A 15,556-nucleotide genomic window follows, 5' to 3' on the forward strand; every position below is an offset into this window, starting at 1 on the left:
CGAGGGTGGATGCGGCGGTGATTTTATCGAAAAAAACGGCGGCTTATTTTTTCTTGCGGGCCGCTTTTTTTCTGTCTATGCGGCGTTTGCGACGAAGTTTGAATGTGTGGCGCTTTACGGTTCTTTTGCTTTTGCTCATTGTGGCCTCCTGATATTGCGGCCGAATGGCCGCTGATTCCATAATACCGCTATTTACTGTCTTACATTTCAAAACCGGCGGGATAACGTCGGCGGTGGCAAATATACAAACGGAATTGCCCAAACTCAACGGGCAGGAGCATCCCTCCGCCACGCTCTTGCTTTGGATGCCGACGGGGTTTGTGCCGGCGTTAGCTGGCGCGGCGCTTAAAATTTTTTAAATACTCCTTAATCCTATCCCTGTCTTCGTTTTCTTTCTCGCCCTTGAAATATATCTCAATAAAATCTACCTTGCAATTTTCACAATGAAAAGCATAAACAACCCGTATTCCGCTTTTTGAACCCCGTCCTTTCAACGCCTTGCAAGCGAATTTTTTAATTTTACAAATTTGTATTTTCCCCGTGCAAAACCCCTGAATCGGGAAAATACTCAAATTATTTACTTTTTTAATGTGGAAAAACTCAATCGCCGCAACTTTTGCTAACTCCAAATCGTCCTCAAGCGATTTGAATTTTTTGAGTAACCTTTTGAAATCTTTTTGGAATTCCGGCGTTTCGCCATAGTTAGTATTGCTCGTCATAGTTTCTCACGGAAGTTTTAGGGGTTCGGTAGAACACAGCCTCGTAATCAAGCGTCTGATTTTCTTTTGCGACGAGCCAAGGAGTATCCTCGTGAGAGTATTCGCTTAATTCCGTGGCGTTTTTATCGCCCAATCTGGCTATTACTTCATCAATATGGTGCAATTCGCGTGCGTCTTTTAATTTCGTTAAGTCGGGTTCGCGGAGCGGCAAATATTTTCTTTGTGGGTAATTAAAATATTTTCCCTCTACTCTGACGATCTCGCCATTCTTAATCATATCATCAACAATGGCCTTAAATTCAACTGGTGTTGGTCCATAATGGTTTTTGATATAAGTGGCACCGATAAGCTGTTCCTCAAATTTTTCGTAAAAGTCAAAATCAATAAAATAAAGCAGCTTATAAACTACCGCCTCGCCGACATTCGGCTTGCCACCGACTCTTGATAAAATATAAAGTAAAACTTCCTTAAATTTTTCTAGATTTTTCTGTGGAACGCTTATCCTCGTTTCTTGTTTTTCTTCTTTTATCTTTTTCGCAATTTTTTTGATTTTCACCATAACAGAGGGAACCTCCCCCTTAATAAAATCATTAAAATCAATGCCAAAAGCATCCGCCAGCTTTTTTGCCTCGGGAATAGTTAAATCGCGCTCACCCTGTTCTATTTGAACATAAGTAGGGCGCGAAACCCCAATCTTTGACGCTAAAAATTCTTGCGCTAGGTTATGTTTTTTGCGTTGTTCTAAAATAAATTTACCAATCATATTACTATACCCTATCCCTGTTTTTTTCTGTTGGCGTGTACTCTTTGATGTTTTCCCTTTGGTATTACTCTAATATTTTTCTTTGCAGTTTTTCCGCCCGCTGCAACTGGTTTAACATGGTAAGCACCCTTGCCTTTTGGCGCTTTGCCAGACCGATACCCTTTTTATCTCAATACTTTTTTAAGTTTTGTTTGCGAACGTTCTCTTTTGGTCATATTATTGTAAATTAACCGTGTTGATTATTACGACGTAATCCTATTATAGTAAATGTAAAATTATTTGTCAACACTTAGTAAAAAAGTTATACACGGGCAACCTTGCGTCGTCGGCGCAATAATACAACATTTGATTCTCGACTGATTCTATTTCCCCGATTTAGTCCGATTACATTGCTTACATAACATCTGGCAATTTTCTGCAATGGTTTTTCCGCCTTCATGCCAAGGTGTTATATGATCCGCTTCCATTTCTTCGATTTCAAAATGCTTCTTACATTTTACGCAGATGCCTTTTTTCTTTTCATAAGCTTCTCTTTTCTGTTTTTCGGTAAATGCTCTAATATTCAAGAATTTTTCTTTTCGAGTCAAAACATACGGATAAATTCCGGATTTTTTTGTTACATCTTCGTCCATCATTAACTCTTTGATCTCGGCTTCTAGTTTTTTAATATCTAATTTCTTATTTTTGAATTGGTTGTACTGCTCACCCCAATTTACGCTTGCCATTTCCTTGCGGTAATTCGTAAACGTCTTTCTTGCCCACGCGATAACATCCTGAAAGTATTGCCATAATTCATCAGCATTTTTATCATGCTGATGCTTGGCCATATAATCTTCTATTTTGCCGTCATTTATCCACGAAAGCGCGGTTTCTAAATATTCCTGCCGAATTGGCGAACCACTTACCAATTGCCCACCATCATTTGCCAATAAATATGCCGCACAATTTGTTTTGCTAAATTTCAATTTTGCGTCGGAGAGCCACGGCCCTGTATACACTGCGTTGCGAATTTCTTGGTCGGTCAATTTTTCACCGGCAATGTTGATAATCCTAAACCAGTCCAGCCGTTCCTTGTCTGTGCCTTCACAGAAGTAAATCATCAGTTCATAATCAAAAATTTTATCCTGTTCTTCTTTGGTCAGATTATGAAAAAAGCGGTCGTTCAGCGAAAAATCGCCTGTAACATATTGCCCGATGCTGATGGTGCGCTGTTGGCCGTCTAGCACTTCGTAGCCGCCATCATCTCTAATCATCCAATACATCACATTCAGCGGAAAAGTGTTCTTGATAGTTTCTATCACGGCATTGCGTTGCTTTTCCTTGTACACAAACTCACGCTGGTATTTTGGACGAATATTTAATTTGCCCTCATAAGCCGTCACACCACCTTCTTTGGTACTTTCTTTGTAGCCAGCTATTACTTTACGAATTGTAATTTTATGTAGATCAATTTTCATATTATTTTTTTCGTATTATTTTAATAAGCAAACGTTGATAAACTTTATTTCCATTTATGACGCCAGATGCATTTAAATCATACGTTCCTTTTTTACCAAATAATTCAAAGTATCGTTTTTTGCACTCTTCGCTGGTATAAATTCTTGTTTTAAATTTGTATAAATCTAAATTTTCACACATACCTAAAATTTTAAATTGATCCGGATTATATTTATTTAGAAAAGTTATCGGCACCCCCATTACACCGTCGTAATCAGCGGGGATTTCGGAAACTTTTGGCACTTCAATCGCATCGTAATTATCATACTTCAGATATTCTTCCGATGTATATTTTTTATAAAGATTGAATTTCTCGTGACGTTTTTCAGTATCCAAATTAGTAAACCACAAACAACCCTTAACAAATAGATATTTTTCACCATTTTCTATTTTTGAATTAGCAACATTTTCGTTTATTGGATAGCTTTCTGGGACCCGAAACCATTTATTTCTCCCATCCATCGTAATTCCGAGCCACATTTTGTTATCTTTTATATACTTAAAACATTCTTTATAGGTAATCGCATTAATATTGCCGATGATTAAAAATTTCTTGTTGTATTCCACCAATTGCGCCACATACTCGCGAAAGAGCGAAAACGGCGGATTAGTTACCACAATATCTGCCTGCTTGAGAAGTTCGATACACTCCTCACTGCGAAAATCTCCGTTACCTTTAAGCGACGCAGAAACATTGGCGTTATGCTTCAATAACCACTTTATATCTTCCAAACCAACCGCGCCGTCGGAATCAAGATCTGATATTTCATTAATTTCAATTTTTAACGGCTCTTTGCCTTTCGGTTTTAGGCCTTTGACTTCAAAGAGCGGCAACTGTCCTCCGGCAATTGGCGACTTTGTATAACTGGTGGTGATTAACTTTTTGAGACCAAGGGCATTAAAGTTGGCGGCAAAATATTTGAAAAAGTTGCTCTCGAACGGATCGTCGCAGTTGCAATATACCACCTTGCCACGAAACTGATCTTTATAATGCTTCAGTTCTTTTTCAATATCAATAAGCTGAGTATAAAACTCATCTTTTTTTGCTTGGTTTGCCTTGTGTAAGTTTTTATTTGAAGATTTGGTTGCCATAATTTATTTCATTAAATCATCAAGCGAAACGGCGAGGTAACTTCCTGTGATTTCACAAAAAGTGAAGTTTGGCGGAGAGGGCGAGATTCGAACTCGCGGTACGCACAAGGCGCACATCGGTTTTCAAGACCGACGCCTTCAACCACTCGGCCACCTCTCCATCATCCGATTTTATCAAATCCCGTGTACTTTCTTAAACACTCCGGCACTGTAAGTGTTCCATCGGGATTTTGATAATTTTCGAGTATCGCGGCGAAGGTTCGCCCCACGGCCAGGCCGGAGGCGTTCAAAGTGTGAAGCAGGCCGGGTTTTTCTATCTTGCCGTTGGCGGGCTTGGGACGGTATTTTATCTTCATTCTTCTGGCCTGAAAATCTCTGAAATTAGAAACCGAAGAAATTTCCCTCCACCTTTTTTCCCCGGGCATCCAGACCTCTATATCGTAAGTTTTGGCGGCGGCAAAACCCAGATCGCCGGCGCACAAAAGCACAACACGGTAAGGAATGTTCAAAACTTTCAAAACTTCCTCGGCGTCAGCCAAAAGCGTTTCGTGCTCGGCATCGGAAGTCCAAGGCGCGGCGAACTTTATGAGCTCAATTTTATTGAATTGATGATTGCGTATAAGTCCTCTGGTGTCCTGACCGTGGGAACCGGCTTCGCGGCGGAAACAGGCGGAATAGGAGGCGTATTTTTTTGGCAGTTCCTGTTCCGGAATTATTTCCTCGCGGTGAATATTGGTAACGGAAACCTCGGCAGTAGGAATCAGGTATAAATCGTCGTCGGAACAGCGGAACACTTCGCTTTCAAACTTGGGAAGCTGCCCCGTACCCTGCATAGTTTTTCTGTTGACAAGATACGGAGCCATTATCTCCGTATAGCCGCGCGATATGTGCAAATCCAGCATAAAACTTATTATGGCGCGCTCAAGGGCCGCTCCGCGGTTTTTCAGAACCGTAAAACGCGACCCCGAAATTTTGGCTGCCGCGGCAAAGTCCAGAATTCCCAGCGCCTCGCCCACTTCCCAATGCGGTTTAACCGAATCTCCGGGGGATTTTCTGTCCCCCGCTTCGCGCACAACGGGATTGGCGGAGGCATCGGCTCCGTCGGGAGTCGACTCGTCGGGGATGTTGGGGATGCGTAAAACGGCGTCTTCGATTTTCTGCTCTACGGAAATAAGAAACTGTTCCTTCTCTTTGAGTTCCGTCTTGGATTCCTCGACTTCGGACTTCAACTGCGCCGCGTCGAGGCCTTCTTTCTGAATGCGGCATATCTTCTGCGATAACTCGTTGCGGAGGCGGCGCAGCGTTTCTATGTCGCCTATAAGCTGCCTGCGGGAAGCGTCGTGAGTCAGAAGTTCGTCGAGATAAAAATTCCCCCCGCGACGGCCCAGCGCCGCGCGTATTTTGGCGGTATTGTCCCTTATCTGTTTGATGTCGAGCATTATCCGGTTTCCTTTTTCCTGAAAATGATTTTCCTAAAATTTTTCTTTCCAGCCTGAAGAATGAAATCTCTGGCGGCGGAGACGGGGGTGTCTTTGGATATTTTTTCACCCGCCACGCGAACAGCGCCTTGCGATATGAGACGACGCGCCTCGGTTTTCGACGGGGACAGCCCCGAAGACATCAGGATTTCACTGAGCATAACTTCGCCGGAATAGGGCACGGAGTGCTCGGCGATGTCGTCGGGAAGTCCGCCCTGCTTGAATATCTTGTCGAACTCTTCGCGGGCATCGGCGGCCGTCTTCGACCCATAGTAACGCCCGACTATTAATTCGGCGAGACGGGCCTTCGCCTCTCTGGGATGCCCGGCTTTCACGGCCGCAAGATCCTCGACGGTGAGAAGTTCGTACCACCGGTACATCATATCGTCCGAGACGGACATCACTTTTCCGAAAATATCGCGCGGAGAATCATTGAGCGCCACGTGATTCCCGTAAGATTTGGACATTTTTTTGACGCCGTCGAGGCCTTCGAGTATAGGCATTGTGATTACGACCTGCGGCTCCTGTCCGGCGTTTTTTTGAAGATCTCTGCCGACAAGAAGATTGAACTTCTGGTCGGTTCCGCCTATTTCCACGTCGGCGGAGACCGCCACCGAATCGTATCCCTGAAGCAGCGGGTAAAGAAACTCAAGTATCGTAATGTCCGCGCCTTTCTTAAATCGTTCGGAGAAATCCGCGCGGTGCAGCATTTGGGCGACCGTAGCCGAGCGGGCCAGTTTGAGTATGCCGTCGAGGCCCAGCGGATAGAGCCAGTGTGAATTGTGAACTACTTCGGTTTTATCGGCATCGAGAACCTTGAAGACCTGCCCTACGTATGTCTCCGAGTTGGCCAGGATGTCTTTTTCGTCGAGCATGGGCCGCGTCTGAGCGCGGCCCGACGGATCCCCGATTTTAGCCGTAAAATCCCCGATTATAAAAATTATCTTGTGTCCCAGTTCCTGAAAGGTTTTGAGTTTATTTAAGACGACCGTATGCCCCAAATGAATGTCGGGCGACGTGGGATCCACTCCGAACTTGATTCTGAGCGGTTTCCCCCTGGCGAGTTTTAGAATCAGTTCGTTTTCGCTTATGATTTCCGAGGCGCCGCGCTTGATGGACTCCAGCGTCCTGGCGACGGACAGGTTGTTTTTATTCGTCATCGCGATGCTCCGTAATTGTCCGACGTACCGGCCGCGAAATTCCACACCGGCGAAAGCGCCGCGGCCGCCGCCGGCTCCACAAGCCGTCGAAGCCGACGGGAGGATTCGGCTATTTTGCTCTTAAAATCGTCGGACCAGCGGATTGTGTCCGCCACCACGGCCATTATAGTTTCCTCGCCGGAATTATCGAGGTCGTCTATGCGCTCGTAAATATTTTTTTGACCTATTTCGCGCAGGAACAGATCTGATTTTCTATCCGCCGAGATGCCGCAAACGGGTATACCCATAGACGCGGCCAAAATTATTCCGTGCAGGCGGGCGCTTATAACCACATCCGACGAGGCGATCTCGGCGGCCGCGCCGGCGATAGATTCCCATACGACGACTTCGCAAGGCATAGTCATGGCGCCGGCTATGCGGGTTGCGTACTTAAAATCCTCAATTTTGTGAAACGGCAGTATTTTGACGCGCGCGCCGAAACGCCGGGCGCAGGCATCCGCCAGCCGCGCCCAAAATTGCACGTCCGACTTTTGAAACCGGCGAGGAACAAGTGTAATCCGCTTTGCGCCGGATGCGGTGGCGGCGGATTTAAGAAGCGGCGCGGCAAAATCGTCCGGAAGGGCGGCGACAAAATCGGCAACTCTGAGAGCATCGCCTCTGAACGAGTCCATAAAACATTTCGATTCGTCGTCTCTTACGGAAACGGAATCCGCCAGGACAAGAATGCGGCGGGCCAGCCATGTATTGAATTTTTTGAGACGGTCCACACCGACGGCGCACAGTGAAACTTTCTTACCCAGAAGTTTGGCCGCCAAAATGAGGCCGAAATAATAATACAGGGATAAACTCGAAGTTTTATCCTGGAAAATTCCGCCGCCGCCGATGATAAGAATATCGCACCACGACAGCGCGGCAATCACGACCGCGGGCGATTTGCGGCGTACCGCAGAAACATCCGGCGGCGAGGAAGTGACCGCGGGGTCGCCGGTCAGCACTTTTATGTCGCATCCGCCGGCGCGCGCGTTTTCAAACTCTAAACGAATCCGGCGCACCAGCTCGGAAAGAATTATTTCATCGCCGAGATTGCCCATGCCGTAATAACCGGCGATAAGCACTTTGCTCATTTTGTTTTCCATATTTTAAGAGCGCTCAGATCCGACGGGATTTTTATGCCGGCCATCCCGATGGCGGCGTCGACAGCCACGCCGACGGCTCCGCCGGCCAGCATACCCGCCAATGTGCGCCACACCGAAACGACAAGCGGGGTGTGAGTGTGCAAAAACGTATTGATCGCCGAAACACAGGCAAGGGCGCCCAGGGCCAAAAATATTCTGTTGCGACGGCGGAAAGCAAGCCAAAGAAACGGCTGACCCACCGCGATTTCTTTCCATCTGGGACGGACTACGAACAACCGCTCCAGAACATCCCTCAATTTCAACTCTACCGACGGGACGAAACCGTTATTTCCGCTGCGCCACAGCACAACCCCCGCGGCGGCAACAAGAAACAGCGCGGCGACGGCATGATATATTTTGACGTTTTTGAGAGCGATGTCGCGGGCTTCGGAAGCGTCGAAGACGACAAGAAATACCGCCGCCCACGAAGCCGCCAGTAAAAATCTAATCCCCGACGGCCTGTTTAATCCTGCCAAAAAATCCGCGGATGAGACGAAGGATGACACGAACAGGGCGCCGCCCAAAACGGCCGCGTTGAAAAAAGCGAACGCCGCAATGGGCTTAACTTCAAGAAGATACGCGCGGGCGAGCATGACAAGCGCCGCCGGCAGCGCAAGCGCGAAACAAAAAGCCACGGCTTTTCTTAACGGCGCAAGGGGCGGATACGCGAACTGCGAACGCGCCGCAAGCAAAGCCGCCGACGACGACGGAGCGCCAACGGCAAATCCGTTTTTTTTAAGCCGCCGCGACAGCGCTTTTATGATGTCGAGATTGGCGTCGATTGTTTTTTTGTCGTCTATGGGCACTCTGAAAAATCTGATTCCGCGCTCGCGGGCGGCGCGCTCATAGCGGGCAACCTCTTCGACCGCCGTCATTGTCCTTTTTTCGGCCACCGAGAGCGAATGCCCCCGAACCACGGCGGACGGCGGGAACTCGGCAATCGCCGCCGAGGGATAAAATTCGTACGACACCGCCGGGAACATCGCCGCCATTTTGGAAGCGAACGCGCCGTCAAACCCGAAGGCGCCGCGGCCGGCGTCCAATATGACGGCCGATATTTTTTCGCGCGGCAACTCCAAAAGCCACGAAGCGTCGCCGTCGGGCGAAGGCGCCGGCGCCGCCCTGAATCCGTACTTCTCGATGGTAAGCCATTTGCGTCTGGAAAATCCCACCGGCAGCGAACTTAACGAAGGACGCCCGCCGGCTTTTACATAAATAAATCTTCTTGAGCCGTAACTGACCGCATTAATCTCGGCGAAATATCTTTTTTTGAATATCCCGCCGTAGTATGCCGCCGACGCGGCGTCGTTTACGATGAATGTGTCGGCTCTCAGAACCGAACCGGCCGTCAGGACGTCCAGCAAACGAAGGCGGGCATAGTCCTGGGCGGAAATAAACACCGCCTCCTGCGCCGCCTCGAGGGAAGCCGGAGTTTCCTCCTCTATAATTACGGCGCCGGCTCCGGCGGCTTTGAGCCGGTCGAGGAAATCATCCATTTTATAATTGTTGGATGCGGCTGCCGTTTCGGCCTCCGCGTACGAGAAAGCTATTTCTACGGATACAGATCCGCGCTCGGCCATAAACCTCTCATATAGAGCCGCCGCAGACCATGCGAGCACGGCCGCTATGGCCGAAACAATGACCGTCTTTCTTATTATTGAAATGCTCATAAATTCATTGTGTTTGCGGATTTTCCGGCGGGCGCAAGGAGCAATACTATTTAACTTTCATCAACACTTCCATGGCTTGAGCGCGGATGGTTTCATCGTTAAGGGCTTCGAGTAAAACCGGCACGGCCGCGCGGCCTATATTCCCCAGCGCCTCGACGGCATACCTGCGTACAACTTCGTTGGGATCTTTTAATTGCATCGCCAAAAACGGAACGGCTCTTTTATCCCCTATGAGTCCCAGAGCGACCGACGCCTGCATTTTTATCTGGGGATTTTTTTCCCGGAGGGCCAGTATCAGCGCCGGCACCGCCTGTTTCTCTTTGAGAAGACCCAGAACTCCGGCCACGGTGACTCTTACTTCCTCGGATTCGTCCTCCAGAAGACGTATCAAATCCGCCACCGCCGAGCGCGCGCCGATTTTGCCCAGAGCAAGGGCGGCCTTTTGCCTTATTATGTGAAGGGGATCACTCAGAAGTTGAACGAGGGAGCGTACTGATTTTTTTTCTTTTAGACGGCCGGCAATTTCTACGGAAACCGCCCTTATGAGCGGGTCGGGATTCTTAAGGTTTTTTTCAAGGGACGAAGTTATATCGGACACAGACGGCGGGGGCGACAGCGAGGCCGGAACACCGCGGGGCGCGACCCTGATTATCCGGCGAAGAAGTTTGGGAAACAGTGCCATGCTTTAGACGACCGGATGCTGTCTGAAAGATTTATTTTATCTTTACCAGCGCCTGCGCGGCGTGAGATTTTACGCGGTCATCTTTGAGCGCCATAAGAAGAGCCGGTATGGCCGCGCGGCCGATATGGCCGAGGGCCTCGCAAGCGTACTTCCTGACAAGTTCGTTTGAATCCGCAAGAACGCCGTAGAGCGGAGAAACCGCCTGCGGATCGCCTATGACTCCCAGAGACACGGCGGCCTTCATTCGGGCAAGCGGGCTGGGGTCCCGCAAAGATTGTATCAGGGCGGGCACGGCGATGCGGTCTTTAAGATGTCCCAAAACGCCGGCCACGGTGACTCTTACTTCCTCGGATTCGTCGCCCAGGGCTTCTATCAGCGGCGCCACGGCGGCGCGGTCGCCTATGTGTCCAAGCGCAATGGCGGCTTTTTCTCTGACATATTTAGAATGGTCTTTGAGACATTTTATCAGTTGGGAAATGGCTTTGCGTTCGCGCATCTTGCCCAGCACTTCGGCTGAGATTGAACGCACGAAAGGGTCGGAATCGAGCAAAGAATCTATGAGGGCATCGGCGGATTTTCGCTTCAGCTGCGTGTCCATTATTTCCACGGCGGCCGAATGCGCGTCTTTGGAACCGATTTTGACTACACTGCCCCTGGGCAGCATAAAAGAAGGAAGTTTTATTTTAAGCATATATTTTTTTAATTGCCCGGGGTGGGAATCGAACCCACACGGTGTGAACCATACGCCCCTCAAACGTACGCGTCTGCCAGTTCCGCCACCCGGGCTTTTCCAGATTTGCCAGAAAGAACTATTGACTCTGAGTCACGGCCACGCTTTCGTAGTGCCGGCTCGAAGCCATAAACGTCAACGATAAACTCGTCAAAACAAAAACCACGGCGATGGTGATGGTGGCCTTGCGCATAAAACTTCCGCCCGACGGAGCGCTGAATAACTGCTCCGAGCCGCCGCCTCCGAAAAGTCCGGCCAGGCCGGCGCCTTTGCCCGATTGAAGAAGGATTATCAGTATCAGAGCCGCGGATGCCGTCACATGCAGAATGCTTACCAGATTGTACATAATTTTTCGCTCCTGTCCGGATAAAAATCACGCGCCGAATTTTGCAAGACGCCGCGCGTGCGAAAGGGCCATAGTCATAACGCTTGTGGCCGGAATGCGGCCGAGCGAGCCCTTTATAAATTCGGTTTCGGTGAATCTTTTTACGGCCGGATTGTATCTGGCCGATTTTGAATAAATCATCAGCGGCACCGGATGCCACGAGTGCGACTTCATTGCCGCCGGAGTCGAATGGTCTCCCGTCACCACCAGCACGGTCGGGTCGAGTTCGAGTATTCCCGGCACGCAGAGATCGACGTCTTCGACGGCTTTTACTTTACGCGAAAAATCGCCGTCTTCTCCGGCGGAGTCGGTGGCTTTTATGTGCACGAAAAAAAAGTCGTATTTATCGAAGTTCTTTTTAAGCGTTTCGAATTCTGAAATTATGGTATCGCAGCCCTTCGCCACGTCCATTCCGACGAGACGAGACAGGCCTTTATACATTGGATACGCGGCGATGCACAGCGCCCGCATTGCGAAGACGTCGCCGAATGACGGAATGTCTATCATGTTGGCGAAGCCGCGCAAAAGCACGGCGTTGGCCGGGCGCGCGGCTTTGAGTTTTTCGTCGGAGGCGGCGATAAATTTATTAACAATCGAGGCGGAAAAACCGGCCGCGGAAACTGTCGGATTTACTTGGAGATTTTTAAGACCCTCTTTCTGAGGGTCGGAATCCGTGAGGCGGTCGGAAAGTATTGTGCCTTCGGGCGGACGGAAAACCACGGCGAAGCGGTGCTCTTTGACGGGCAGGACGAATATCTTGACGCCGTCGATAACGGAGCCGTCCAGGAGTTTGCAGATTTTGGCCGAGGCGTCGGAGGCGATGCGTCCGGCCCGTCGGTCGATTATGGTTCCGTCGCCGGAAACGGTGGCGAAATTCCCCCGCGCGGCGAGGTCGCCCTTTTGAAACTCAAAGTCCACGCCCAGCGAATCAAGCAAGCCGCGGCCGATTTCGTATTGCAGCGGGTCGTAGCCGAAAATGCCCAGATGCGCGGGGCCCGACCCGGGCGTAACGCCGGGGGCGATGGGATCGTGAAACCCGCATTCGGACTTGGCGGCCAGGCCGTCGAGGATGTCGTGCCTGGACATTTCAAGTTCGGTCTTTTGAAGCTCCGGATGCTGTATCCCGCCGAGGCCGTCCATTACGAGCAGCACTATCTTGGCGTCGTTTTTAACGACCATCCTGCGTATAAATTCCTGGGTTATCATTTATAAATCTCTCTTCTGTGCCCTATAAGATGAACCCTAATTTTGCGCGTTTCTTTTTCTGCCGTGTAAATCACACGAACATCGCCGACTCGCAACTTCAAAAAACCCTTCAAACCGGCAGTCAGCGATTCCGGAGCGATTCGCTCGAAATTTTCCGACAGCCACCGCAATTTTTCCAAAACACAACGCGCCTCGACATTACCGATCCTCGCGAGTTGTTTTTCGGCGGGCGGCAGAAAAACGACTTTATATTTTCTCACCACTTGACGCCGTATTTTTTTGCGATTTTTTCCGCGGGTATTTCTTTTTTTGTTTTAAGCGACCCGACCAGATTATTTTTAACAGTGGTTTTGACGTCCAAACCGACATCCGTATCGCCGAGCAGTTCGGCTATTTTTTCCTCGACAATACGCTCGATTGCGGGCTTCATCCTCTTTATTTCCAAAGTCAGCGCGGATTTAGACATAACTTTACCCTCATTTATTTGTCTTTCAAAGCGGCTATGCCGGGGAGTTCTTTTCCTTCGAGATATTCAAGAGACGCTCCGCCGCCGGTGGATATGTGAGTGATTTTTTTGTCGAGTCCCGCTTTTTTTACGGCCGAGACGGAATCTCCGCCGCCGACCACCGAGACCGCGCCGTTTTCCGTAGCGGCAGCAACAAATTTAGCCACCTCGACGGTGCCGTTGGCAAATTCATCTATCTCAAAAACGCCCATGGGTCCGTTCCAGAGAATGGTTTTGGCTCCGGTTATCACGGGAGCCAGCCGGGCCACGCTTGAAGGGCCTATATCAACGCCTATCCAGCCGTCGGGAATTTCGACGCCGTCGGTGTTCTTGTGCTCCGCGCCTTTTTCTATCTTCCGCGCTATAATGTGGTCTATCGGAAGAAGCACCCGGCATTTTGACGCCAGAGCTTTTTCCATTATCGAGCCGGCCGTCGCTATTTTGTCTTTTTCGACGAGAGACATGCCCACTCCGACCTTTTTATTCAGAAGAAACGTGTAAGCCATGGCGCCGCCGATAACCAGCGCGTCGACTTTGGATGTAAGATTGTCGAGGATGGCTATTTTATCCGACACTTTGGCGCCGCCGATTATGGCCACAAAAGGCCTTGCGGGATTCCGCATCGTCTCTCCGAGGAATTTTATTTCTTTTTCGACGAGAAGTCCGGAACACGCGATACCGACATACTTTGTGATACCTACGGTCGAGGCGTGCGCGCGATGCACGGTGCCGAAAGCGTCCTGTACGAAAACTTCGCCCAGCGAAGCGAGTTGTTTGGCGAACGCATCGTCGTTTTTTTCTTCATCGGGATGGAACCGCAGATTTTCAAGAAGCAGCACCTCGCCGCCTTTGAGAGCCGCCGCGGCTTTTTGAACTTCGGGCCCGACGCAATCCGCGACAAACTTCACGGAAACTCCGAGAATTTCCGAGAGACGTTTTGCCACGGGCGCAAGAGACATCGAGGCGACCGGTTTGCCTTTGGGGCGACCCAGATGACTCATCAAAACAAGCGAGGCGCCCGTCTGCGCGAGGATGTGTTTTATCGTCGGAACTGCCGCCTGTATGCGCTTGTCGTTGGTGATTTTACCGGATTCATCAATGGGAACATTGAAGTCCGCGCGCATCAGGACTTTCTTATTTTTCAGGTCTGCGTCTCGCACCGATAGTTTGCTCATATTTTTGCGCTCCCTCCGGTTTAGATTCCTTTTTTATCCATATATTTTATCAAGTCGACGACGCGCGAGGAGTAACCCCACTCGTTGTCGTACCACGCCAGCACTTTAACGAAATTGCCGCCGATGACTTTGGTGATTTTTCCGTCGACAGTCGACGATATGGCGGAGTGGTTGTAATCCACGGAGACAAGCGGCTCGTCGGAATATTCGAGTATGCCCTTCATTTTGCCTTCGGCGGCTTCTTTGAGCGCCGAATTTATTTCTTCGACTGTCGCGGGCTTGGCCAGTTCGACGGTAAGGTCCACCACGGAAACATTGGGCGTAGGCACGCGAATGGCGAAGCCGTCGAGTTTGCCTTTGAGTTCGGGAATCACAAGTCCGATGGCCTTGGCGGCGCCCGTCGTCGTGGGAATCATGGAGACGGCGGCGGCTCGGGAGCGTCTTAAATCGGAGTGCGCCATATCCTGGATTTTCTGATCGTTGGTGTAAGCGTGTATCGTGGTCATGAGGCCTTTTACTATTCCCCATTTATCGTTGATTACTTTTGCGACGGGACCGAGACAGTTTGTGGTGCAGGAAGCGTTTGAGACGACGTTGTGATTTTTGGGATCGTATTTATCGTCGTTGACGCCCATTACAATCGTTATATCCTCGCCCTCGGCGGGAGCGGAAATGATGACTTTTTTGGCTCCGCCTTTGGTGATGTGGCTCTCGGCGCCGCGGACTTCTTTTCCTTTTTTGTTGACGCCGTCTTTTTTTATGGTGAAAAGTCCGGTGGATTCGACGACAACGTTTATGCCGAGATCTTTCCAGGGGATTTCAGCCGGATCTTTTTTCTTGAATACTTTTATTTTTTTGCCATCGACGGAGATTTCGTCTTCCGAAACCGCTTTGACTTCTGCCGCCAGACGTCCGTGAACGGAATCGTATTTGAAAAGATGCGCGTTGGTTTTTGCGTCGGTAAGATCGTTTATGGCGACGAGTTCGATGTCTTTGTCTTTTCGCTCGATAATCGCGCGGGCCACAAGACGCCCGATTCTGCCGAAACCGTTGATGCCTACTTTGACTGACATAATTCCTCCGTATAGAGTTCGGAAACTTCCGATTCCGTCCGTCGGGACGGCGTTCAAAGACGTTGCCGATATTATTTTTTGTGCGGCGGTTTTCCGACGCGGGTGCTAAGGCGGGTTATGTTATCAAATATGACGGAAAAAGTCAATAAAAAGAGGGTAAATAGTAATAGTGAATAGAAAATAGTAAAGACAAAAACGGCGACGAATGGAAGGCGCGGCGTCGGACAATGGTAAATTCCCCCTTAA

Annotated in this window: 17 protein-coding genes, 2 tRNA genes and 1 pseudogene; all 20 read right to left on the reverse strand. The window is 49.5% G+C overall.

Annotated features, from left to right (window positions below; genetic code table 11):
• Positions 1-43: 43 nt before the first annotated feature.
• The 20 genes and pseudogenes from CVU77_04625 to gap all read right to left on the reverse strand — a co-directional run bounded on the left by CVU77_04625 (position 44) and on the right by gap (position 15,310).
• Positions 44-262, reverse strand: coding sequence for a hypothetical protein (locus CVU77_04625; GenBank protein PKN01576.1), 219 nt, complete (start codon positions 260-262; stop codon positions 44-46).
• 67 nt (positions 263-329) lie between these two features.
• Complete coding sequence (locus CVU77_04630) at positions 330-719, reverse strand: hypothetical protein (protein PKN01577.1); 390 nt, start codon at positions 717-719, stop codon at positions 330-332.
• Complete coding sequence (locus CVU77_04635; protein ID PKN01578.1) at positions 703-1,482, reverse strand: XRE family transcriptional regulator; 780 nt, start codon at positions 1,480-1,482, stop codon at positions 703-705. Before CVU77_04635 ends, CVU77_04630 begins: the two co-directional genes overlap by 17 nt.
• A gap of 11 nt (positions 1,483-1,493) precedes the next feature.
• Positions 1,494-1,697, reverse strand: a pseudogene (locus tag CVU77_04640) (hypothetical protein).
• Between the two features lie 147 nt (positions 1,698-1,844).
• On the reverse strand, positions 1,845-2,939 hold the full coding sequence (locus CVU77_04645; GenBank protein PKN01579.1) for an HNH endonuclease: 1,095 nt from the start codon (positions 2,937-2,939) through the stop codon (positions 1,845-1,847).
• A gap of 1 nt (position 2,940) precedes the next feature.
• Positions 2,941-4,071 (reverse strand): modification methylase, encoded by a 1,131-nt coding sequence (locus CVU77_04650; GenBank protein PKN01580.1) that lies wholly within the window; start codon positions 4,069-4,071, stop codon positions 2,941-2,943.
• A 69-nt stretch (positions 4,072-4,140) separates the two neighbouring features.
• A tRNA-Ser gene (locus CVU77_04655) sits at positions 4,141-4,231 on the reverse strand.
• Position 4,232: 1 nt separating this feature from the next.
• Entirely contained in the window at positions 4,233-5,510 is a 1,278-nt protein-coding gene (locus tag CVU77_04660; protein PKN01581.1) for a serine--tRNA ligase, read from the reverse strand.
• Positions 5,510-6,709: a tyrosine--tRNA ligase gene (locus CVU77_04665; protein PKN01582.1), complete on the reverse strand. Its 1,200-nt coding sequence runs from the start codon at positions 6,707-6,709 to the stop codon at positions 5,510-5,512. Before CVU77_04665 ends, CVU77_04660 begins: the two co-directional genes overlap by 1 nt.
• Complete coding sequence (gene csaB / locus CVU77_04670; GenBank protein PKN01583.1) at positions 6,706-7,845, reverse strand: polysaccharide pyruvyl transferase CsaB; 1,140 nt, start codon at positions 7,843-7,845, stop codon at positions 6,706-6,708. Before csaB ends, CVU77_04665 begins: the two co-directional genes overlap by 4 nt.
• Positions 7,830-9,554, reverse strand: coding sequence for a hypothetical protein (locus CVU77_04675; GenBank protein ID PKN01584.1), 1,725 nt, complete (start codon positions 9,552-9,554; stop codon positions 7,830-7,832). Before CVU77_04675 ends, csaB begins: the two co-directional genes overlap by 16 nt.
• A 46-nt stretch (positions 9,555-9,600) precedes the next feature.
• Positions 9,601-10,236 (reverse strand): hypothetical protein, encoded by a 636-nt coding sequence (locus CVU77_04680; GenBank protein ID PKN01585.1) that lies wholly within the window; start codon positions 10,234-10,236, stop codon positions 9,601-9,603.
• 31 nt (positions 10,237-10,267) lie between these two features.
• Entirely contained in the window at positions 10,268-10,927 is a 660-nt protein-coding gene (locus tag CVU77_04685) for a glycosyltransferase (protein PKN01586.1), read from the reverse strand.
• Positions 10,928-10,940: 13 nt separating this feature from the next.
• Positions 10,941-11,022, reverse strand: a tRNA-Leu gene (locus tag CVU77_04690).
• A 23-nt stretch (positions 11,023-11,045) separates the two neighbouring features.
• Positions 11,046-11,312 carry a preprotein translocase subunit SecG gene (secG, locus tag CVU77_04695; GenBank protein PKN01587.1) on the reverse strand — a complete coding sequence of 89 codons (267 nt, stop codon included), beginning with the start codon at positions 11,310-11,312 and terminating at the stop codon, positions 11,046-11,048.
• 27 nt (positions 11,313-11,339) lie between these two features.
• Entirely contained in the window at positions 11,340-12,557 is a 1,218-nt protein-coding gene (locus tag CVU77_04700) for a phosphoglycerate mutase (protein ID PKN01588.1), read from the reverse strand.
• Entirely contained in the window at positions 12,554-12,817 is a 264-nt protein-coding gene (locus CVU77_04705; protein PKN01589.1) for a type II toxin-antitoxin system mRNA interferase toxin, RelE/StbE family, read from the reverse strand. Before CVU77_04705 ends, CVU77_04700 begins: the two co-directional genes overlap by 4 nt.
• Positions 12,814-13,023, reverse strand: coding sequence for a hypothetical protein (locus CVU77_04710; protein ID PKN01590.1), 210 nt, complete (start codon positions 13,021-13,023; stop codon positions 12,814-12,816). The genes CVU77_04705 and CVU77_04710 overlap by 4 nt, the downstream gene beginning before the upstream one ends.
• Positions 13,024-13,037: 14 nt before the next feature.
• Positions 13,038-14,237: a phosphoglycerate kinase gene (pgk, locus tag CVU77_04715; GenBank protein ID PKN01591.1), complete on the reverse strand. Its 1,200-nt coding sequence runs from the start codon at positions 14,235-14,237 to the stop codon at positions 13,038-13,040.
• 20 nt (positions 14,238-14,257) lie between these two features.
• On the reverse strand, positions 14,258-15,310 hold the full coding sequence (gene gap / locus CVU77_04720) for a type I glyceraldehyde-3-phosphate dehydrogenase (protein ID PKN01592.1): 1,053 nt from the start codon (positions 15,308-15,310) through the stop codon (positions 14,258-14,260).
• Positions 15,311-15,556 lie beyond the last annotated feature (246 nt).

The organism is Elusimicrobia bacterium HGW-Elusimicrobia-1 (genome assembly GCA_002841695.1).
Taxonomy (GTDB): domain Bacteria; phylum Elusimicrobiota; class Endomicrobiia; order PHAN01; family PHAN01; genus PHAN01.